Source organism: Psychrobacter sp. AOP31-B2-9, from assembly GCF_052378005.1.
In the GTDB taxonomy this organism is placed as follows: domain Bacteria; phylum Pseudomonadota; class Gammaproteobacteria; order Pseudomonadales; family Moraxellaceae; genus Psychrobacter.
In genome coordinates this window covers 1-22,786 of the sequence record NZ_JBQSXG010000032.1, presented here as the reverse complement: position 1 = coordinate 22,786, position 22,786 = coordinate 1, and the positions used below count along the sequence as shown (strand labels likewise).

General features: G+C 41.8%; 19 protein-coding genes. 10 read left to right on the top strand and 9 right to left on the bottom strand.

Going from position 1 to position 22,786, the window contains the following annotated elements; translation table 11 throughout:
- The first annotated feature begins 135 nt into the window (after nt 1-135).
- Nucleotides 136-540, top strand: a complete 405-nt coding sequence (locus tag ACT3SX_RS05690) for a YkvA family protein (RefSeq protein ID WP_192992184.1) — start codon at nt 136-138, stop codon at nt 538-540.
- Nucleotides 541-618: 78 nt separating this feature from the next.
- On the opposite strand, the gene ACT3SX_RS05685 is transcribed toward ACT3SX_RS05690, so the two are convergent.
- Both ACT3SX_RS05685 and ACT3SX_RS05680 read right to left on the bottom strand, forming a co-directional pair.
- Nucleotides 619-924: a hypothetical protein gene (locus ACT3SX_RS05685; RefSeq protein ID WP_192992185.1), complete on the bottom strand. Its 306-nt coding sequence runs from the start codon at nt 922-924 to the stop codon at nt 619-621.
- 110 nt (nt 925-1,034) lie between these two features.
- Complete coding sequence (locus ACT3SX_RS05680; protein WP_192992186.1) at nt 1,035-1,574, bottom strand: hypothetical protein; 540 nt, start codon at nt 1,572-1,574, stop codon at nt 1,035-1,037.
- Nucleotides 1,575-2,044: 470 nt separating this feature from the next.
- On the opposite strand from ACT3SX_RS05680, the gene dnaQ reads away from it, so the two are divergent.
- The 9 genes from dnaQ (at nt 2,045) to ACT3SX_RS05635 (ending at nt 11,188) form a co-directional block, all read left to right on the top strand.
- Nucleotides 2,045-3,703 carry a DNA polymerase III subunit epsilon gene (gene dnaQ, locus ACT3SX_RS05675; protein ID WP_192992187.1) on the top strand — a complete coding sequence of 553 codons (1,659 nt, stop codon included), beginning with the start codon at nt 2,045-2,047 and terminating at the stop codon, nt 3,701-3,703.
- A gap of 149 nt (nt 3,704-3,852) precedes the next feature.
- Entirely contained in the window at nt 3,853-5,535 is a 1,683-nt protein-coding gene (locus ACT3SX_RS05670; RefSeq protein ID WP_442069694.1) for a hypothetical protein, read from the top strand.
- Between the two features lie 152 nt (nt 5,536-5,687).
- Nucleotides 5,688-6,632, top strand: a complete 945-nt coding sequence (nudC, locus tag ACT3SX_RS05665) for an NAD(+) diphosphatase (RefSeq protein ID WP_192992188.1) — start codon at nt 5,688-5,690, stop codon at nt 6,630-6,632.
- 86 nt (nt 6,633-6,718) lie between these two features.
- On the top strand, nt 6,719-7,552 hold the full coding sequence (locus tag ACT3SX_RS05660) for an RnfABCDGE type electron transport complex subunit B (RefSeq protein WP_192518950.1): 834 nt from the start codon (nt 6,719-6,721) through the stop codon (nt 7,550-7,552).
- A gap of 218 nt (nt 7,553-7,770) precedes the next feature.
- Nucleotides 7,771-8,466, top strand: a complete 696-nt coding sequence (gene nth, locus ACT3SX_RS05655; protein ID WP_192992189.1) for an endonuclease III — start codon at nt 7,771-7,773, stop codon at nt 8,464-8,466.
- 24 nt (nt 8,467-8,490) lie between these two features.
- Nucleotides 8,491-8,814, top strand: coding sequence for a low molecular weight protein tyrosine phosphatase family protein (locus ACT3SX_RS05650; RefSeq protein WP_192518948.1), 324 nt, complete (start codon nt 8,491-8,493; stop codon nt 8,812-8,814).
- A gap of 211 nt (nt 8,815-9,025) precedes the next feature.
- Entirely contained in the window at nt 9,026-10,192 is a 1,167-nt protein-coding gene (gene metK / locus ACT3SX_RS05645; RefSeq protein ID WP_192518947.1) for a methionine adenosyltransferase, read from the top strand.
- Nucleotides 10,193-10,263: 71 nt separating this feature from the next.
- Nucleotides 10,264-10,620: a DUF3144 domain-containing protein gene (locus tag ACT3SX_RS05640; protein ID WP_192518946.1), complete on the top strand. Its 357-nt coding sequence runs from the start codon at nt 10,264-10,266 to the stop codon at nt 10,618-10,620.
- A gap of 226 nt (nt 10,621-10,846) precedes the next feature.
- Nucleotides 10,847-11,188, top strand: a complete 342-nt coding sequence (locus tag ACT3SX_RS05635) for a hypothetical protein (protein WP_192518945.1) — start codon at nt 10,847-10,849, stop codon at nt 11,186-11,188.
- A gap of 82 nt (nt 11,189-11,270) precedes the next feature.
- Here ACT3SX_RS05635 and ACT3SX_RS05630 read toward each other — a convergent pair whose 3' ends face one another.
- The 7 genes from ACT3SX_RS05630 to ACT3SX_RS05600 form a co-directional block, all read right to left on the bottom strand.
- The gene (locus ACT3SX_RS05630; RefSeq protein WP_442069692.1) at nt 11,271-12,926 is read right to left on the bottom strand and encodes a BCCT family transporter; all 1,656 of its coding nucleotides are present in this window, start codon (nt 12,924-12,926) and stop codon (nt 11,271-11,273) included.
- Nucleotides 12,927-13,117: 191 nt separating this feature from the next.
- Complete coding sequence (locus tag ACT3SX_RS05625) at nt 13,118-14,770, bottom strand: BCCT family transporter (protein WP_192518944.1); 1,653 nt, start codon at nt 14,768-14,770, stop codon at nt 13,118-13,120.
- Nucleotides 14,771-14,922: 152 nt separating this feature from the next.
- Entirely contained in the window at nt 14,923-16,170 is a 1,248-nt protein-coding gene (locus ACT3SX_RS05620) for a PQQ-dependent sugar dehydrogenase (protein WP_226945158.1), read from the bottom strand.
- A 164-nt stretch (nt 16,171-16,334) separates the two neighbouring features.
- A complete protein-coding gene (gene clpB / locus ACT3SX_RS05615) occupies nt 16,335-18,932 on the bottom strand; it encodes an ATP-dependent chaperone ClpB (protein ID WP_192520620.1) in 2,598 nt (865 codons plus the stop codon).
- 337 nt (nt 18,933-19,269) lie between these two features.
- Nucleotides 19,270-19,854 carry a L,D-transpeptidase family protein gene (locus ACT3SX_RS05610; protein WP_225739324.1) on the bottom strand — a complete coding sequence of 195 codons (585 nt, stop codon included), beginning with the start codon at nt 19,852-19,854 and terminating at the stop codon, nt 19,270-19,272.
- A 124-nt stretch (nt 19,855-19,978) separates the two neighbouring features.
- On the bottom strand, nt 19,979-20,758 hold the full coding sequence (locus tag ACT3SX_RS05605; protein ID WP_192520621.1) for an SDR family NAD(P)-dependent oxidoreductase: 780 nt from the start codon (nt 20,756-20,758) through the stop codon (nt 19,979-19,981).
- Between the two features lie 149 nt (nt 20,759-20,907).
- The gene (locus ACT3SX_RS05600) at nt 20,908-22,611 is read right to left on the bottom strand and encodes an AMP-binding protein (protein ID WP_192520606.1); all 1,704 of its coding nucleotides are present in this window, start codon (nt 22,609-22,611) and stop codon (nt 20,908-20,910) included.
- Between the last annotated feature and the right edge of the window lie 175 nt (nt 22,612-22,786).

Genomic DNA, 22,786 nt, shown 5'->3' with positions numbered 1-22,786 from the left:
TAGACAGTTTTTTGCGCTGATAGTTGCCGAACCCTTGCCCATATTTACTTTTTCGCTACTGAGACAAACCACATAACGGTGATGACTTTGTTATAGTGGACAAGAATTCATCGTAAGAACATAGGGAGAATACCGATGTTTGCTAAAAAAAACGACAAACAAGACAAAAATGATGTACTTGACTCAGATGTAGAATACTTGATTGGTAAAGAAGATAAGCTCAAAAACAAACTAAAGAGTGACAGCTATCTTGAGCACTTCACCAAAGATTTGTTGCTGTTTATGAGCTTGCTCAAGGACTACTATAAAGGCGATTACCGGAAAGTTCCTTACAAGACGATTTCGGCAGGTATTGTCGGTTTGCTGTATACCCTAAACCCTATTGATATAATTCCTGACTTTATCCCCTTTATCGGTCATATCGATGATGCTTTGGTACTAAAATTCTGCTTGAAATTGATCGAAAAAGATTTACAAAAATATCAAGTGTGGAAAGATAGCCAGTCAACCACCAAAACCAATGCTAATGTGAAAAAATAAACCATAATCAAAAAAGCCACAACTGAAGAAATGAGTCATCAGTGGTGGCTTATTTTCGGACAACCCGATTAACAGGCGCTAATCAGGCACATCGTAATTGGCTTTTTCAGGATTCAGACCGAATGAATAAACGAAGGTCGCAACGAGACTATTGACAATAATAAAAGGCAAATCAATAGTGGCATGTCCCAATGCATAGCGACCAATCAGCCACGAGACGATCAGCATAATAATAAAAAACCCTCCCAAATACGCTAAGATGGTTGGATGCTTTAAATTATAAGCCTGCTTAGCGTCAGGATTCTTTTCGAGTACATGCGTCTTGATCGCCCACCCTGCTGCATAAGCAAACCCGCCTAACACCACATAACTTAAAAAATTCATATGTCCTGACTCTAATGATATAACGATTTATAACACAACTTTACTGCTAATGACTCACTCTACTTGTGACTTGCACTACTCAAATCAATGACGATCTAAGCGCCTTCATTCTAAGTGCCTTCATTGACATTTTCAATGATGATATTAGCATGTGGGTCACCTGCAATATCGGTATTAATCTCATCGCACTCTACTCGATAGATAGTGTTAGCTCCTCGATAAATATAGGACAAATACTCACTGTCTAGTAGCGGATCAATATTAGCATAGACCGGTTTGATATGAGCCAAAACCAATACTCTATCAGGACGACCTATGACAGCATCGACATTATCAGGATCAATGGAGAAAAAATTCGGTATTTCACTACTCTCTATCAATTCTAACGACTCAGGATCATCCCAAATACGCTCAGCACTGGTGGGCTCTTTCATTTGCATTATCCATGAACCATCTTTCTGACTGACTTTGATCTGGGCAGGCTCATCATTACTGATCGTATAACATCCCTCAAAAATAGAGAGGTCTATTGATTCAGTTACTTCTGCCCCACGTTGCGGATCATCATCACACGCGCTCAAAAACAGCGCACTGCTCACAGTAACACTGAGGATAAGACTTTTATAAAAAACGGTTGAGCGTAAGGACATAATAAGATTATCCTGCATTCATGCATTAGATTTTTATGAAAAAAAATGATAATTAAATAGTAGTGGTGGGCATATTACTAGGGTGTGTCCTCGTTTTAAAAATGCTGATAAAAATGAGCTAAATTGCCGTAAAACAAGCAAAGTAGCACAGATAGTATCGAGATATTAGTCAACTACTTAACACTGTTTGGCAAGATTTTGCCATTTTTAACCCATTTAAATGACTATCGATTGAACTAAAAACACATCCTAGGGCCTGCGATTATTTATCTTATAAGGCTTATGGCAAGCCCGCCTATTTTAACAGAAAATGTAAAAGTTACTATGATGATATGTGCTTTTACGATTTTGTGCGTTACGACTGTCCATCTTAATGGTAGATTTGTTATACTCAAACCCAGCATATAGAGTGATATAGTCAAATCTATATAAATACACTACATCATCACTTATTAGGTCAATACTGTTTTATGTCAGACAATCGCACCTCGGCGCCATCACCCAATATGAATAATACGATAAATCCATTGGCCGCTAAACCAAATACGACAGTGGCTTATACTGACGGTGCCTGCAAAGGCAATCCTGGTGCTGGTGGTTGGGGTGCACATCTTATTTTTAGTGATGGTCAAACGCAAGATTTGTACGGTGGAGATAAAGAGACCACCAATAATCGCATGGAGCTGATGGGTGCGATAAAAGCACTTACTCATAGCCCACATGAGCAACTTCTTGAGATTTGGACAGATTCTAGTTATGTCAAAAAAGGCATTACTGAGTGGATTGAAGGTTGGAAGAAAAGAGGTTGGAAAACAGCCAGTAAGAAACCGGTCGCCAATCAAGACCTTTGGCAACAACTGGATACCCTATGCCAACAACGAGAAGTAGATTGGCACTGGGTAAAAGGTCATGCTGGACATGCAGGTAATGAAAAAGCAGATGAGTTGGCAAACCTAGGTGTAACCTCCAGTAGTGAAGAAGTATCGATGATAGACTCATCAGATACCGCTAAAAAAAAAGCTCAAATAATGACCAATGAAGTACAAGAACCATCTAAGGATGACTGGCTAAAGTTCGATCCACTCGGCTTAGATGGTTTCGAAGACGAGCTATTAGATGAAGACATACTAGACGAAGCGTTAGTAGTAGCGTCACCAAAAGCTTATAATGATAAAAGCAATGACAGTAATACAAGTGATCCGGAAAGAAATACAAAAACGAATGACTATCATGATAATGCTAGCCAACCAATGAGTAATACAGCGATGCCAGAAGCTCAAACGCCCCTGACTGATGCAACGAGCCATAGCCCTATGTCAAATATGGATACTGATTCAAACATAAATAATGCAGAGAACAATGTACCAAAGTTCGATGGTGATACCAGTCGTGCCAATCCACACTTTAAGCCGCTGTTACCTAAGCCTATACATCGCCACGAATCTAACCGCCAGCTCATTATGGATACTGAAACCACAGGTCTCGATCCATTAAAAGGTGATCGAATCATCGAAGTGGGTATCGTAGAAATGGTCGGCCGTAAATTTACTGGCGAAAAATTACACGTGTATATCAACCCAAAGCGTGGCATGGATGAAGAAGTTATTCGCATTCACGGTATTTCTGAGGCATTTTTAGCCGACAAACCAACATTTGATCAAGTTGCCCAGTCGCTTTATGATTTTATGGACGGTGCCGAAATCATCGCTCATAATGCTACGTTTGATATGAACTTTTTGAATATGGAGTTCGCAAAAGTCGGTCTGAATGATTTTTCTGAGCGAGTACAAGTGACTGACTCATTAGTCATGGCTAAACATCAGTATCCTGGACAAAAAAACACGCTGGATGCACTGGTACGCCGTCTAGATGTTGGTAAGCAAGATCGTACCTTTCACGGCGCCTTACTAGATTCAGAGATTTTAGCTGAAGTATATTTGGCAATGACTGGTGGGCAGGTCACGCTAGCCATTGAAGAGGACACACAAACCGATGATGGTCAGACAGCCCATGCTAATTTTGCCAATCTAGCAGCCTTATTATTAGAATCACCCATGAATAACAATGCCAACCAAAACTGGTACACTTCACTGGCAGAAGACTACCCTGAGCTAAAAAACTATATGTAGTCGTCATTTAAATGACTTGCGATATCGACTTTTGTACAATATAGTCTTGAGTATCATTATATAAAGCGTTAAAAGATCACTAATAAATTAATAAATACTTTTTTATCATTGTTGAAACTATCACCATTAGCACATTATGGAAGTCTCCTATGGACCAGTCTGCTCAAATGAAATTAGCCGCCCCAACGCTTAGTGTTACTGACTTTAATCTACCCTCACTACATTTATTACATGATGAAATTATCGTTACTCTAAAAGATACTGAAATTCATCTGAGTGAATTTAATGATGACAACACTCAGGCGCCTTTGCTATTAGATTCTATTATTGTGTTAAAGCAGCTGTCTTGTATCTTTAAGCTTATTTCCTTAGTGGGTGCAGAAACTCTAAATATCGCTATCGTCGATGGTTTACAACGACTGTATGATAATGGCGATAATAATGATACTGATCTGATTATGGACTTGTCAGAAGCTATCATGACACTAGATCGTTATGTCGAATTTGTATTATTAACAGAGTCAGTAGAGCCTACTTTATTACTGCCTGTTATCAATAAACTCAATGCTCATGGACAAGTAACAGCCATTACAGCAGACTATTTTTCAGTATTTGGTAGCAGTAGTGTCATCATTGCCAATCCTGAAAAAAACTTTCAGCCGCTTAATGAACTCGGCCTAGATAGTGAGTTGTTGACCTATGCCTATCGTAGTGGTCTTGGTATCGCGCTACTGAATCAAGATGGCAGTGTTAGCCCAGACGATCAGCAAAAACTGGATGCCATGAGTTCAGCCTGTGCATTGGTCGCATCAAACAGCAGTAGCTTATTTTGGCAAGCAGCCACGGCAGCGGTCACTGATATCGCAAATATCTTACCGCTAAATCTAAGCCAAAAACATACGCTCATCTATTTAGAACAGCAGTTCCAAAGCTACTTACCGGTAATGGATACACGTTTTGCTGACTTAGTCAGTTTTGCTTGCCAACGGGATAACGAAGCCGCACAGCAGCTACGTGAGCAGTATGCCGATAATCAGTTAGACGCATCTCAGCTTGAGCAAATGAAACGTTTCTTGTTCGGTCCTAATCGCAAGCTGACCGATACTTTGAACACTATTATTCAAACTCAAATCAATGCTATTAAAGAAAACGTAGACAGTTACGCACGTGGTGAATCTATCAACCCTGTTGATGTGCAGACAGCACAAATCTTTGAAGAGCTCGCGGCATTGAGCTCAGCACTACGTTTGCTTGGTCTCACCAATGCGGCCAATAGCCTCAGCACAGCAGCAGAGGCTGTCAATAATTGGCAAGCACCTACACCTGATGACTTCGATCACTTGCTACTGGCCTTGATGCAGGCTGAAAACGCTGCTATCTCAATGGCAGAGATGCACACCCCAGGCGCAATCTACTTACCATTGAATAATGCCCATATCTCATTGCATCAGCTCAATACAGCAAACGATACCTTGATACAAGAAAGTCGTAGTGCCATCGCCAGTGCCGAGCAAGCCATCAATGATTATTTGGCAGAGCCGGAGCGCGATATACTCAATATTCAAAACATACCAGAAATGATGCGCCAAGTCTCAGGAGCGGTGCGGTTTTTACAATTACCCACTCCTGCTAGCATGTTGAGCCAATTAGCCAACTATCTAGAACAACGTATCGAAGATGAACAATCTATCGAAGAAGACACACTGGCTTGTATTGCTGATGTCATGATGGCTGTCGATCATCATTTAGACGGTTTTGAAAACAATCGTCCTGTTAGCAAACAAGCACTTGATGTCGGTCAGCAAAGCTTGAGCCACCTACTCGCTGCTTAAGGCTTATTACACATTTCTCTGCTTAATTATTAAATGGATACCTTTATGGCAGCAAAGACACTGCTATAAAGATATCCATTTGTACTTTTCATTTTAAATAAGTCTGTATCTATAATCATATACACTTGCCCCGACTGTTTGGAACTCCCTATATGACCAACGCTTTTGTATTTACTAACGATAGCGTTTTATGCCATCAAACGCCTAATGGTTGGTGGCCGTTAGCACTTCAATTACCACAGCCCAATGATGCAAATAGCATTTATGACGAGACTCAACCAGCATATCAGTTTGGTTGTGTCACTCTGCTCCAGAGTCTAGCGCCAAATCATTGGCTATCTAATAGTAATGACAGCGTAAATGACGCAACAGCGGATACTGACGATAATTTTACCGCACAAGCGGCTTTTGCTATTACTTGTGATTACGCAACAGCAAACAGTATCATACTGCCCCCTATCGATGAGCCTAGCGGTAATGCTTTTGTTCATTATCGTGAGCTCATTGCCCAGCTACCTGTGTCATTATCCGATCAGCTTAGCCAAGCGATTCAATTACTACGATGGCAAGCAGACACGCAGTTTTGCAGTCGTTGTGGCAATGCCACGACTCATGCCAAACAATCTGAGCGCGCGATGGTCTGTCCGGCATGCAAACTACACCAATACCCACGTGTACAACCTTGTGTCATTACCGCCATTACTCGGCCGAATCCAAGCACTGGCGAAATGCAAATTTTGCTCGCCCATCATCACCGTCATGGACAGCAAACACTGCCACCTATGTATGGTTTGATTGCAGGTTTTGTAGAAGTTGGAGAAAGCTTAGAGCATGCGGTCGTTCGTGAAGTAACAGAAGAGGTGAACATCAGCCTGTCAGATATTCGCTATGTAAGCAGCCAGCCATGGCCATTTCCTTCTAATTTAATGCTTGGTTTTCGTGCTACGTATGCAGATGGTGATCTTGTCATTCAAGAAGATGAGCTGTCTCATGCGGACTTTTTTGATGTATCCAACCTACCTAGAATACCACCCAAAGGCAGTATTGCCCATGAGCTGATTGCGCAAATCATGAGCGAACAAGGTATACCGCTTTAGATTAAACAAGTCCGTTATGGATAATTGTACTTTTAGTCAATGGTATAATGTCAGCACTTATTACTGATATCAAGGTCATTTATTATATGCAAAGTAGCGCCAATATTCGCTTAGTCAACTTACCTATATTGTTCAATGCATTAAATCTAGAAACACTGCCGGCGGATATACAAACGCAAATATCTTCTATCGATGCTTGTCTACCGCAGACACAATGTGGGCTTTGCGAACATCCAGATGGTTGCTTGCCTTATGCAGCTGCTATCGTACTAAATAATGAGCCCTATAATAAATGTGTGCCTGGTGGTCAACCAGTGACCAATGCGATTGCTGACATTATCGATATCGATAGTCAGGAAGCACTGCTGAATGCTGCACCTTCTCAATGGCCCGTAGATGCGACCTCTGAACGCCCTACTGAGGTACGCGCTATTATCCGTGAAGATGATTGCATCGGCTGTACTAAATGCATTCCTGCTTGTCCAGTCGATGCCATCGTCGGTACAGGCAAGCATATGCATACGATATTTACAGACTTGTGTACTGGTTGCGAGCTGTGTATTGCACCTTGTCCCGTTGACTGCATTGACTTAGTCACGATTGAGCGAGAAGTATCTGAGACTGAGCGTATAGCAGAACAAGAAGATTTAAGACAACGCTATCACAATCACCTAAGACGCGTCACCAAACAACTTACCGATAGTAACAATAGTAGACCTGTAGTTAGTATGGTCGAGGCAAAACTCAACAATGCCGCTAGCCAGTCGTTAAACATCAGTGAAGCACAAGCAAAAAACACCATTGCAACGGCTAAACTTCGTAGTAAAATTAAAAAGCTTGAGAAGCAGTTAAGTGTTCGTGCTAATCCACAAAAACAAGCGGAGCTCGACGCACTACAAGAAGAGCTGTCACAGCTATAACACCATCTACAAAAATCAAAGTAGCCAATAAAGAAGTGCAAGTACTGCGCATAATAGGCTAAGCAATTTTGACACAGTTAATCGTGTTTTTTGGGTTTGATATAGTTAGGCATAAACAGCTTATAAAATAATAGAAAAAGTAGACAGCCAGTAGCACTCAGATAACTTGATAGCCAACAGTTTGAATAACTGATCGCCAAAATAGTAGTAAAGATACCATGAGTAAAACCGTCAAACATAAAACAGCCGACACCCCACCATCCAGACGAATGCCCAACCGTGACGTGCGCCCGTTTTTTGAAAAGTTGGCAGCGACAATTGATGAACCAGTGACAGAGCTAAATTACAACAGCAATTTTGAATTACTGATTGCGGTGATTCTGTCCGCACAAGCCACCGATGTGAGTGTCAATATTGCAACTCAGCAATTGTATCCAGTCGCAAACACCCCAAAAGCGATATTAGCATTGGGTGAAGACAGTCTGAAATCCTATATCAAAAATATTGGCCTATATAACGCCAAAGCCAAAAACGTCATTAAGACCTGTCGCGACTTGATTGATAAATTTGATAGCACCGTACCTGACAACCGTAAAGACTTAGAGTCACTGGCAGGTGTGGGCCGCAAAACAGCCAATGTGGTGTTAAATACTGCTTTTGGTCAACCTACCATGGCGGTCGATACTCATATATTTCGAGTGGGTAATCGTACTGGTCTGGCTACTGGAAAGAACGTATTAATTGTCGAAAAAAAGCTGGTTGAGCGTATCCCAGATGATTTCATCGTTGATGCCCATCATTACCTTATTTTACATGGCCGCTATACTTGTCAAGCGCGCACACCAAAATGCGGTGCTTGCCCTGTCTATGATGAGTGTATGTTTAAGGACAAAGCAGCGTTTTTAGAGCTATAACCACGCTTTATGATAAGAGGTTTAATGAATCTACTTTTTGTGTGTACAAAAAATAAATGGCGTAGTCCGACTGCTGAAAAAATCTATTCAAATCACCCTAATTTGTCTGTGCGCTCTGCGGGTACCAGCCGTTCTGCTCGTAAGCACATCAATATAAAAGATATTCATTGGGCAGATATTGTCTTTGTGATGGAAAATAAGCATAAGCGCTATATCAATGAACAGTTTCGTCATCAGCTTGATAGCAAAAACATCATTGTTTTAGATATTCCTGATGATTATCATTATATGGATAAAGCATTAATCTCATGCTTACAAGATGATATAGATAGCTATTTATCTCTATAAAATTTATTTATGCTTTAAGAAAACAAGATACTGACCCTTGCCATCCTTAATCAATATCCAGTTACCTCATAACACCATCCATTGCTAGAGTTTTGCTTCGATACACGGTAAAATATGATAATTTTTTGATTCCTTTTCGTCTTTTTATTCCAATATATTTAATAATGACTGAGTTCGTAAACTACAGTCCCTGCAATTAAGCGACCCCTTTATGCGTGAATACAACTTATTTACCTCAGAATCTGTAAGTGAAGGTCATCCTGACAAAATGGCTGACCAAATCTCAGACGCCATCCTTGATGCGATTTTACAAGAAGACCTACACGCACGTGTGGCATGCGAAACCTTGGTAAAAACGGGTGCTGTAATACTCGCTGGTGAAATCACTACGACGGCAAATATCGATTTAGAGCGTCTCGTTCGTGATACTGTTAACGGCATTGGCTATCACCATTCAGACTTAGGTTTTGATGGTGAGACTTGCGCAGTGATTAATATGCTCGGCAAACAATCTCCTGAGATTGCCCAAGGTGTTGATCGTAGTGACCCTGAAGCACAAGGTGCAGGTGACCAAGGCTTAATGTTTGGCTATGCCAGTAATGAAACCGACGTGTTGATGCCCGCCCCTATCGAGTTTGCGCATCGTTTAATGGAGCGCCAGTCTGAGCTACGCCGTGCAGGAGATCTGCCTTGGTTACGCCCAGATGCCAAAGCACAAGTTACACTAAAGTATGATGGCAACAAACCTGTCGCGATTGATGCAGTAGTGTTATCAACACAACACGATCCTAGTATCTCTCAAGCTGACCTACAAGAAGCCGTGATGGAATCTATCATCAAGCAAGTATTACCAGCTAATTTATTACATGCTGGTACACGCTACCACATCAACCCAACTGGTAAGTTTGTGATTGGCGGCCCTGTCGGTGATGCTGGTCTCACTGGTCGTAAAATCATCGTCGACACTTATGGCGGCATGGCTCGTCATGGTGGCGGTGCCTTTAGTGGTAAAGACCCCTCAAAGGTAGATCGTAGTGCTGCTTACGCGGTACGTTATGTCGCAAAAAATATCGTAGCTGCAGGACTTGCTGATCGCTGTGAAGTTCAAGTCAGCTATGCAATTGGGGTCGCGGAGCCAACCTCTATCTCTGTCAATACCTTTGGTACTAGCAAAATCAGCAACGATGAAATCATTCGTCTGATTCGCACCCATTTTGATTTGCGCCCTTACGGCATTACCCGCATGCTGAATTTATTGCAACCAATGTATCAGCAAACTGCTACCTTCGGTCATTTTGGCCGTCCAGGTTCAGAGACTGCCTTTACATGGGAAAAAACAGACAAAGCTGAAATCTTGAAGGCAGATGCTGGTTTATAAAACCCTTGCTTTAGATTTCTACAGACCGTTTTTATATACTAAAATTTATCGATACTTATTAGGAGCAGCTCATGTCTCAAGACACTACTCAAAACAACGATACTGATGCCAATATTGAAATCACCCCTGAAATGCAAGCGTTTTACCAACGTGCTGATGCTATTATTGGTATGGCAAATAGCCAATTGAGCCCTGACGCTCACTCAGGACAAGTAGGCGCTTCTTTATTATATGCAGCTGCACGTTATAGCGCTTCAGTCGCTTCTATTGGATTCGTCAAAGGTGATGACTTTGCCAAGGAAAAAGACGATATCGTTGAATTTTATGTGAAACAATATCGCCAAATGCTCAGCGATAACCTAACGGATTATGCACAAAATTTTGACCAATACGTTCAGCTTAACCAAGATGATAAATCAGCAGAATAATACAATGGTCTTTCACTAATTTTTTAGAATGGCCAAAAATTTTATAGCAATAAAATCAAACCCAAGTTTATGATTAAGCTTGGGTTTTTTGTTAATTATCATTTAGTAGATGACTTCTCATAAATAGGATAATATGGATTGAAACCATTTGATTTATAACATGGTTGAAACTAACTATCGATAACAGGAATTTATCGGAATTTATCTTTTATAAGGACGTATTACTATGAACTATTTATTAAAATCATGGCGATCACGCTTATTATTATCAGGTTTATCTGCAACCATCGCGTTGACTGGCTGTAGTAACATCCAAGGTGTAGGTTCGTCTGATACGCCTACACACCCTATTCATAGCACTGAACACAATCACTCAGTGCCTAGCGACAATATTTTTACAAAATGTCCGCCCTATAATCCTGAACAAACAATGTGTACCGCACAATACGACCCTGTCTGTGTCACGATAAAAACTGATGCAGGGCTCAACTATCGTACTGCGGGTAACTCATGCTCAGCATGTGGCACAACTGCGGCATTAGGCTATGTCAAAGGGCAATGCTCGTAACCTAGTATAAACAACATTAAAAAAAGCCCTTACTTGTGATTAAGTGAGGGCTTTTGAGTATCACATTATTTTATACAATCAACTAATTATCATAGGTTTCCAAGTCAGGGGGACCTGTAAGCAGCTCTTCATCACGGAACTCATTGGCCGAATTATGCTCTGCTGACTCTTCAGTAACGAACCACTGTTGGTTCCGATATAGTATCAGACGATCTCGACTCAAACCTCGCAGTAACGAATACATCATAATAACGATGACAATAGCAAAAGGGAAACCTGAAACGATAGAAGCTGCTTGTAAAGCCTGTAAGCCACCTGCTGCCAACAATACCGCTGCAATAATCCCTTCAGTTCCCGCCCAAAACAGACGCTGAATTTTTGGAGGATTGGTATCACCACCTGAAGTCAACATATCAATCACAAAACTCGCTGAATCTGACGACGTCACGAACCACAATACGATCATCACAACAATGAGAGCGTTCATGGCAGCCGTAAAAGGAAAAGACTCCATCAGCTTAAATATGGCACTACCTGTATCGGCTTTAACCGCTTCAATAAGTCCAGGACTGGCGATACTAGGATCAGCAGCAGCCATCAACTCCATGTGTACTGATGAACCACCAAAAGCTGTAAACCATAGAAATAAGATCGTAATAGGGATTAAAAGCACCCCTAATATAAACTCACGAATGGTACGACCACGAGAAATACGAGCAACAAACACACCGACGAATGGTGACCAGCTGATCCACCATGCCCAATAAAATATCGTCCATGACGACTGCCAGTTTTCTTCGCCTCGATACGATTCTGTCCAAAGACCTAGCGGAATAACTTGATGTAAGTAGTTGCCAATATTTTCGACAAAACTATTCAAAATAAACTGTGTTGGACCTAAGATGACCACAAAGCTTAGTAAAACTGCCGTGAATAGGATATTCATATTGCTTAGACGCTTGATGCCTTTGTCTAACCCTAAAAATAAAGAGCCAGCTGCAAGTAAAGTAATAAATGCAATGAGAATAATCTGAGTAGACGTATTAATAGGAACATCGAATAAAGCATTCAGACCTGAGTTGATCTGTAACACCCCTAAACCAAGCGTGGTCACGACACCAAACATCGTACCAAATACTGCTAAGATGTCGACAGTATGACCCATAGGACCATATATTTTTTTGCCTATGAGAGGATATAGTGTCGAGCGTATGGCCAACGGTAAACCTACACGGTAATGAAAATAAGCCAGTGCTAATGCCACCATGCCATAGAGTGCCCACACGTGAAAACCGTAATGCAGAAATGATATATTCATCGCCAGTTTAGCAGCTTCAATGGTCTCACCATCTCCTAACGGTGGCGACATAAAGTGATATAGCGGCTCGGCAGTCCCCCAATAAATCAGGCCAATACCAATACCAGCTGAAAACAACATGCCAATCCAAGAGACCAAATTGTATTCTGGCTTTTCGTTTTGATGACCTAGCCTGATATCGCCATAACGGCTAAATATCATATAGATACTCATCACCAACGTTAAATTGACGACCACAATAAAAAACCAGCCAAACCGCAAAGACACAAAAGCTTTTGCCTGACTAAAGACAAGTTCTGCTTGCTCATTGAAAAGAGTACCGAAGATGATAAACGCCATAATTAACAATGCTGACGTTAAAAACACAGGTCTACTTACCCGTGGAAAAATGCCTAACCGACCAACTTTCACATGATCCATGTATTAATCTCAATATTTTGGACCGGCTACCATACCAAGATATGCTTGAACTATCAAATCTGAGCAGGCACTCACCACGGTTCAAAATACAAAAAACCCTAAGATACTCATGTATCTCAGGGCTCTTTACGACTTATACCAACCCTCTAATTAATAATATCTTATGTAAGAATTATCAGTTATTTTGATGGTTATTCGCCTTTTACAATCTTAGGTGGTCCTTTTAACAAGTGCTCGTCAGCAAACTCATCTGCCGAGTTATGGTCCGCTGATTCTTCAGTAATAAAGTGTTGCTGCGCTCTATATAGTATCAGTCGATCTCGACTCAAACCACGCAATAACGCATACATCATTGCAAATACCACCAAAGCAAATGGTAACCCTGCCACGATAGCAGCTGCTTGTAACGCGCTCAACCCACCTGCTGCAAGCAATATAGCTGCAATAACACCTTCCGTACTTGCCCAAAATAAGCGTTGGATCTTTGGCGGATTAGTATCACCACCTGCTGTCAACATATCAATAACAAAACTTGCAGAATCTGATGACGTCACAAACCAAAGTACAATCATAATGACAATCATAAAAGTAATGGGCTGCGCCAATGGATAGTACTCAACCAATTTAAAAATTGCACTACCAAAGTCCGTTTGTACTGCTTCGACTAGCCCTGGACTGGCTAGCGCTGGATCGATAGCAGCAAGCAGCTCCATATGGATAGCAACACCACCAAACGTTGAAAACCAAAAGAATAGTATCGTCATGGGAATGAGTAACACCCCAAGAATAAACTCTCTAATCGTACGACCACGGCTAATACGAGCAATAAACACACCGACAAATGGAGCCCAACTTACCCACCATGCCCAATAGAATATCGTCCATGCTGACTGCCAGTTGTCTTGACCTTCATAAGCCTCACCCCATAGACCTAGCGGCACAACCACTGAAAGATAATTACCGATGTTTTCTAGAAAGCTGTCAAAGATGAAAAGCGTTGGGCCTAATACCACCATAAAACCAAGCAAAATAGCCGTCAAACCGATATTCACATCGCTTAAACGCTTAATACCCTTGTCCAAGCCCATCATAACAGAGCAAGCTGCAAGCACCGTCACAAAAGCGATCAAAGCGATTTGTATCGTTAGACTATTGGGAATCCCAAATAACCGCTCAAGTCCTGAGTTAATTTGCATTACTCCAAGACCAAGTGAGGTCACGACACCGAACATCGTGCCAAATACCGCCAAGATATCAACGGTATGTCCCCATGGACCATATATCTTTTTGCCCAATAGAGGATAAAGCGTCGAGCGAATTGATAACGGTAAACCACGGCGAAAATGAAAGTATGCTAGAGACAAAGCCACAATTGTATATAGTCCCCATGCATGAAACCCCCAATGCAAGAAAGTAATGTTCATCGCTTGCTTAGCGGCTTCTATCGTTTCTTTCTCACCAAGCGGTGGCGCCATAAAGTGGTATAGCGGCTCCGCTGTACCCCAATAGACCAGTCCGATACCAATACCAGCAGAGAACAGCATACCGATCCATGAAAATAGACTGTACTGCGGTGCTTCAGTTTGTGCGCCTAGGCGAATGTCACCATAACGGCTCATAGCCAAATAAACACACAGCACTAGAGCCACATTCACCAAAATCACGAAGAACCAACCGAATTTATCAGTAATAAATCCTTGTAAAAAACTGAATAACGTTCCAGCAGTCTCAGTGAACAGTGTTCCGAAAATAATGAATGCAATAATAAGTAGTGCAGAAATCATAAAAACAGGCTTACTCACCCGTGGGAAAGGACCTAATCTGTCAACCTTAACATGATCCATCTGTATATTAACCTTTACTGTTTGAAGAGATAACCTTAACAACTTACTAGATTACTATCAAACTTAATTCAATTACTTACACGTTCATCATTGACTGACACAAGTCTCAATGTATTTGATTATTAACAATATTTTTTCTAGGCCACGTCTTTTTATTGTGGTGACAATCGTAATAAGCCACTCTCGTTACCATCTTCTAACATCCAAACACTACCATCTACCGCCAGCACACTCCGGACGCGCTCACCCATATCGTATCGGTAACGTTCAAATGCTGTATTGTCATCATTGATAGCAACGATAACAAGCGATTGGGAGGACAAACCGCTGATCAGCATACTGCCTTGCCATGCTGGAAAGTCATTATGCGTACCCGAAGAGTAGATGCTCATCGATGAAGGTGAGATGACTGGCGTCCATGTGATTTTGGGCGCTTCAAACTCAGGCCGAGTATCATGATCTGGTATATCAATCCCCGAATAATTACGCCCGTTAGAGACAACTGGCCAGCCATAATTTTTACCTTTTTCAATCAAATTAAATTCATCACCACCTCTTGGACCCATTTCATGCGCCCACAATTTACCATTATCATCGAAAACCATACCCAATATATTGCGATGACCTACTGTCCAAAACTGCTTAGCAATGGCGTTCTCATTATTCACAAATGGATTGTCTGTTGGGATAGATCCATCAGCATTTAGACGTATGATTTTACCTAAGTTGACACTCATATCTTGCGCTGGCGTTTTTTCTTGGCGCTCGCCTGAGCTAATATATAAATATTGCCCGTCCGGTGAAAACAAGAGGCGATGACTGTAATGCCCTTGTCCTTTTACTTTTGGAGACTGCTCCCAGATTGGCGTAATAGCTTGCAAACTTGGTGTCCTGGTATCTAATCCTGTTAATCTTGCCTTGATAACTTTCGCACCAAATTTATTGCTATCAGCATCCGTCTCAACGTAGCTCAGATATATATTATTGGTACGAGCAAAGTCTGGTGCAATAACAATATCGCCTAAACCGCCCTGACCACCGTAAGCAACTTTTGGTACGCCAGTTACTGCTGTCTTGGCACCTGTTTCGGTATCGACCACAAATAACTCACCTGTCTTTTGTGTCACTAGTATTTTTTGTGGTTCGTTATCAACTTTAGGTAGGGCTGTCATCGCCCAAGGCTCATCAAAAGTTGCAACTGTTTCAGTAATGAATTTGGGTTTATCAGTATTCATGGAGGAATGAGCATCTGAGGTTTTGGCATCTTTATGCTCTACCAACTCTTCATTGCTATTGCCTGCTGTCTGATTGGAGCAAGCTGACGTGCTAAACAGCAACGCTGTCATGATTAAGGGTAAGATTAATGGCCTATTTTTCTGTTTTTTATTGCTCATCATCATGTCATCTCCCTTATTTTATATTTAAACCAGTTATAACATAACCAAAGTATGAAAACGGTAACATAATTATAGTGCACAACGAAAAACCCCTTAATTACCTATATAAAAAATAGGCAAGTAAGGGGTTGGGTTTTATTCAAAAAAACAGTTTAGAGCACTTGGTATTAGCTCACTCTAAGCTTATCAAAAGTCAATTTGTCATCCGCATCAACATCCACTTTAATGATATCTCCTGCAACAAAATCACCCGCTAACAGCTTCAATGATAATGGATTTTCGATTTCTTGTTGGATAGCGCGTTTTAGTGGACGTGCACCATACACAGGGTCATAACCGACTGCGACCAACTTATTCATTGCATCTGTTGATAGCTCGATATCCATCTCACGCTCATGTAGACGTTGACGCAAGCGATCTAACTGAATCGCTGCAATACCTGCCATTTGCGACATACCTAGTGGATGGAATACCACGATTTCATCAATACGGTTCACGAACTCTGGACGGAAGTGCTGCCCGACAGAATCCATGACCTCGGCTTTGATATCATCATAGCTCTCGCCGACCATCTCTTGAATTTTATGCGATCCCAAATTACTGGTCATAATAATGACGGTGTTTTTGAAGTCAACCACCCGGCCCTGTGAATCTGTCAAACGTCCATCGTCTAATACTTGCAATAAGATATTAAACACATCAGGGTGTGCTTTTTCGACTTCATCAAACAAAATCACACTATAAGGTTTACGGCGTACCGCTTCAGTCAAAGCGCCACCTTCTTCATAACCCACGTACCCTGGAGGCGCACCTACCAAGCGACTGACACTATGCTTCTCCATATACTCACTCATGTCGATACGTATAATCGAATCTTCACTATCAAACAAGAAGTTCGCCAATGATTTGGTCAACTCAGTTTTACCAACACCAGTAGGTCCAAGGAATAAGAACGATCCAGATGGACGATTAGGATCAGACAGGCCAGCACGACTGCGACGTACCGCATTTGCCACGGCTTGCACCGCCTCATCTTGACCAATCACACGCTCATGGAGCTTTTCTTCCATCTCCAGCATTTTGTCACGTTCGCCTTGCATCATTTTACTGACAGGAATACCTGTCGCAGCAGCAACGACTTCAGCAATCTCATTGTCTGTTACTTTGTTACGCAGCAACTTTACATTATTACCTTCACTTGTCTGCTCTTTTTGCTCTGCTAAATCAGACTCAGTGATACGACGCTCTAACTGTGGAATAGTTTCATACTGTAGCTTACTCATGGTCTCATAGTCGCCCTCACGGCTGGCTTTGTCATAAGCAATACGAGCTTTGTCCAACTCATCTTTTAACTGCTGACTGCCTTTGACTAATGCTTTTTCTGCTTGCCAAACTTCATTAAGATCCGCGTACTCTTTTTCTAGCTCTTCAATTTGACCATCGAGCACTTTACGCTCAGCTTTCGCACCAGCATCTTCTTCATTTTTGAGCACTTCACGCTGCATTTTTAGCTGAATCAAACGACTATCAAGCTTACCCAACGCTTCAGGCTTACTGTCCATCTCCATACGTAAGCGACTGGCCGCTTCATCAATTAAGTCAATCGCTTTATCGGGTAGCTTACGGTCAGTAATATAGCGATGGCTCATACGTGCCGCCGCAATGATGGCGCTGTCTTGAATATCGACACCATGATGCAGCTCGTAACGCTCTTTTAGACCACGTAATATCGCAATGGTGTCTTCTACAGTTGGCTCATCGACTAAAACTTTTTGGAAACGACGCTCAAGCGCAGCATCTTTTTCGATATATTGACGATATTCATCCAGTGTCGTCGCTCCAACGCAGTGCAGCTCACCACGTGCTAGCGCAGGCTTTAGCATGTTGCCAGCATCCATTGCACCTTCAGATTTACCTGCACCCACCATGGTATGCAGCTCATCGATGAATAAAATGACATTGCCTTCTTGCTTGGCCAAATCACTCAGCACACTTTTGAGACGCTCCTCAAATTCACCGCGGAATTTTGCACCCGCAATCAGAGCACCTAGATCTAACGATAGCACCTCTTTACGGCGTAAACCTTCTGGTACGTCACCATTAACAATTTTTTGGGCCAATCCTTCGACGATAGCTGTTTTACCAACACCTGGCTCACCAATCAATACTGGGTTGTTTTTGGTACGACGAGACAATACTTGAATGGTGCGGCGAATTTCTTCATCACGACCTATCACGGGATCAAGCTTGCCAAGCTCCGCCTGTTCGGTCAGATTAATGGTATATTTGTTTAATGCATCACGCTGGTCTTCAGCATTTTGGTTATTAACGGTGTCATCACCACGTAACTCCTCAATCACTGCTTTTAATTTGCTTGCTGTTACGCCAGCACTTTCAAATATTTTTTTAGTTTCGCCCTGTTCAGACAGCGCCAATATTACCCATTCAGTGGCAATAAAATCATCATCTTCTTTTTGCGCTTGACGATCGGCTAAATTTAAAATTTTAACCGAGTTTGGGTTTAAATTAACATCTCCTGTCGGCTCCGATATGGTTGCCTGATTATCAAGTGCCTTTGCCACGCCATTCTTTAAAGCAGGAATAGACGCACCTGCTTGTTGACAGATAGACAAATTGGATTCATCTTGCAGCAATACAGCAAGCAAATGCACAGGATCAATTCCCGTATGATCACGACCTAGTGCTAAACTCTGAGCTTCTTGAATAGCAGACTGCAGTTTTTGGGTAAATTTTTCAAATCTCATATTCGTATCCTTTTATAATTAGTATTGTCAGTCGCTTTTCTAGCGTTCAGCGATGACTATTATCTGTCATTTATATAAGGTATATATATAATTATTTCAAGCCAATTATCAAACAAAGCCCTACTACTAGCAATGATATTTGCTAAGAGCTATTAATTAATAGCATTAAAATGTAATTTTAAGTTCAGATTAACAGTTTTTTAGAAGAAAATATGCAGAATGGTTTAAAAAAGAAAGGTGAATATAAGTATGAAAGATAGGGCATTTTGAGCATTTAACGAATTTCATGCCCTATATTTTTTTTAGGATTGATTGTATGTTGAAAGTGTTCATCGCTCTACTCTACAATCTCAATGGTAGTACCAATCTTTACCGCGGCCATAATCTCGTCCATTTCGTCATCAGTAACAGCAATACAGCCGTCCGTCCAATCATACTTCTGATTGATAGAGGCTAGATGACCAAAGCCGTTCATCTGTCCATGGATCATAATATCTCCACCCGGACTGACGCCCAATTGCTGAGCACGTGCTTTATCAGCTGCATTCGGATAGCTAATATGAATAGAGCGATGAGCAATAGAATTTTCGTTTTTATAATCTAAGGTATAAGTACCAACTGGTGTACGCTGATCGCCCTCTTGCTGCTTGTGACCGACTGGACTGTCGCCCAATGCAATATGATACGTACGAATCACATCGTCACCACTCAATAATTGCAAACGGCGCTCGGACTTATCAACGAACACTTTATCAATCACCACATCAGCGATAGGTTGATTACTTACCACTTCCAAAGTACTACTGCTACCCGCAGAAGCGCGTGTCATATAATTAAAAGCAATGCTGCTGATAATCGTCACCACCCCAACGCTTATCAAGACAAGTAATGAGCGATAAGTACGATTACGCGATAATGCCATGACAAAAACCCCTCTGATATGAATGATTGCAAATAGCTATCATCGTAATATATCAAAGCTTGTCGCTTGCTAATGTGTAAAGTATATGAAAAATCACACTCGCTTGGTCATTGAATACAGATAATTACACCATACGAATAGCACCATCTAAGCGGATGACTTCGCCATTGAGATAGGCGTTATCGATGATATGGAGGACAAGTTTGGCAAATTCATTTGGCGCGCCCAAACGCTTAGGATAAGGAACGGCTGCCTCTAATTGCTCACGCGCTTTTTCGGGGATACTATCCATCATCGGTGTGGCAAAAATACCAGGCGCAATCGTCATCACTCGAATACCGTGGCGCGTCAACTCACGTGCTAGCGGCAAGGTCAAACCCACCACGCCTGCCTTAGAAGAAGAGTAGCTAGCTTGCCCCACTTGACCATCAAAAGCAGCGATAGAAGCTGTATTGATGATAACACCTTGATCTGCATTTTTATTATCTTGGTGATCGCTGGCTACGCGCTTAGCAATACTGGCTGCGACCAAACGCGCAACGTTAAACGAGCCGATAAGATTGATATTCACACCGCGACTGAATGACTCAAGATCAGCAGGGTTGTTATCACGATCTAGTAATTTTTGTACGACAGCGATACCTGCACAGTTGATTGATCCTTGCAAACCACCGAACGCTTTTTCTGCCAACTCAACAGCCGCTTGCACTTCATCGCCACTGGTGACATCACAACGTACAAAACGTGCCCTATCACCCAACTCAGTGACCAATGACTGTCCAGCTGACTCGTTTAGATCAGCGATGACGATATTGCCGCCTTGAACGACGATAGCACGAGCCACTGACTCCCCAAGACCTGACGCACCACCAGTAACTAAAAAGCTGTGTTTTTCAATTTGCATAATTATTCCTTTAATTAGTACTTTAATTAGTATTTTTAGTAAATTATTTCTTGATTTTCCTAATGAATTGATACGTTGACGTACTGATACTTAATCTTTAATTCAGTCGCCAAACACTATAATAACTACTGTCATAAACACTGTCATCGCTAAGCTAATGATAAACTTCGTAGTAAAAATCGCTGGATTTTACCACTAGGCGTTTTTGGTAACTCTGTCACAAACTCGACCTCGCGCGGATAAGCATGAGTAGATAGACGTTTGCGTACCAGTTCTTGGATTTCTTTGGCAATGTCATTACTACCCTCGATGCCGTCTTTTAGCACCACATAAGACTTAATAGTATGACCACGTACTTTATCTGGCACACCTACCGCTGCCGACTCTGCGACTGCTGCGTATTCGAGTACCGTGTTTTCGACATCGGTGGGTCCGACGCGATAACCTGCAGTAATAATGATGTCATCATCACGCCCTGAAAACCAATAACTGCCATCACTATGGCGCTCGACCACATCGCCTGTCAGATAGTAGTCACCTACAAAGGCTTGTTTTTCATTCCAACTATAACCGCGGAAATAAAATGCAGGTGACTGACTGACAACGACTGCTAACTGCCCTTGTTCACCATCTGGCAATACATTCATATCGTCATCTAATACCACTAGTGTATGCCCTGGTAGCGCCATACCCATCGACCCAGTAGGGCACTCATGTGCTAATGCATGATGTGCGCAGCAAGTCATACCAGTTTCTGTTTGCCCATATTGGTCTTTTACTTGGCACTCTAGATAGGTTTCAACCCAGTTGACAACTTCTGTATTCAACGTCTCGCCTGCCGAATTGGCACAACGTAAAGACAGCTTGCTGGTGATATCGTCACGATCATCCTCAAACACACCGCTAGATTTCATCATACGAAAGGCTGTTGGTGAAGACGCCAAATTAGTAATCTTGTGACGCTCCATGAAGCCACGCGTATTAATCGCGTCAAACCCCGCTTCATTAAAATAAGTGGTGACGCCTAATAGTAGCGGTCCTGTAATGGCATAGTACAAGCCATACGCCCAACCTGGATCTGCCATGTTCCAATATTGATCATCTTCGCGTAGGTCGATGGCGTAGCGCATATATAAATAAAAAGCAGACAATGCCGCTAACGGCACGCTGACACCTTTTGACTTACCCACCGTACCAGAGGTAAACATTTGCAAGAATGGTGCATCAGTATTGAGCGACAAAGGTTCTAAAGTTTTTGACTGCGCTGACATTGACTCAGCATAATGCTCATCACCCCAAGTCTCAGAATCCACAGCGCTACCCACCAATACCATTTTGGTTTGCTCAGCCAAATCTTCAAACTTGTCACGGTTTTCTTGATTGGTAAAAACAACTTTGGTATTCGCTTTGTCCATTCGATATTTAATCGAATCATAACCAAAGGCAGTAAATAACGGTTGATAAACTGCGCCAATACGCCATGTTGCTAATACAACGATGAGCAACTCAGGTGTGCGTGGTAACATGGTTGCAACTTGGTCACCAACCTGTACGCCATAAGACAGTAATAAATTAGCAACTTGCGCACTCGCTACATCTAGCTCAGCAAAGCTCATACGAGTCACCTTTCTGGCAGTATCTTCATGCACCAGCGCGATGTTATCACCGCGACCATCACGTACGTGACGACCACAGCATGCCATATAAGCGTTTAATCGATCATCAATATGCTTGCCAAATATTTCTGACAGCAGCGATTCCCTATCAAAATTATTATAGTAATCGGTATAGTTTTTTGGTGTGATCGTAGTGTTTACATCAACGTTTGTAGCAGTAAGAGTGGCGGTATTCATAAGCTAATCCTTTAGCAAAATCGAGTAATAAATAAAACGCGTATTACGAAATGATCACATCCTATAGACCATCTAATATGTACTATTAGTAACGCATATTTATAATTATTTCAATACATAACGTATCATTTTTATAAATTAGTCATTTACGGCTTATAGCTAATTCCATTTAAAT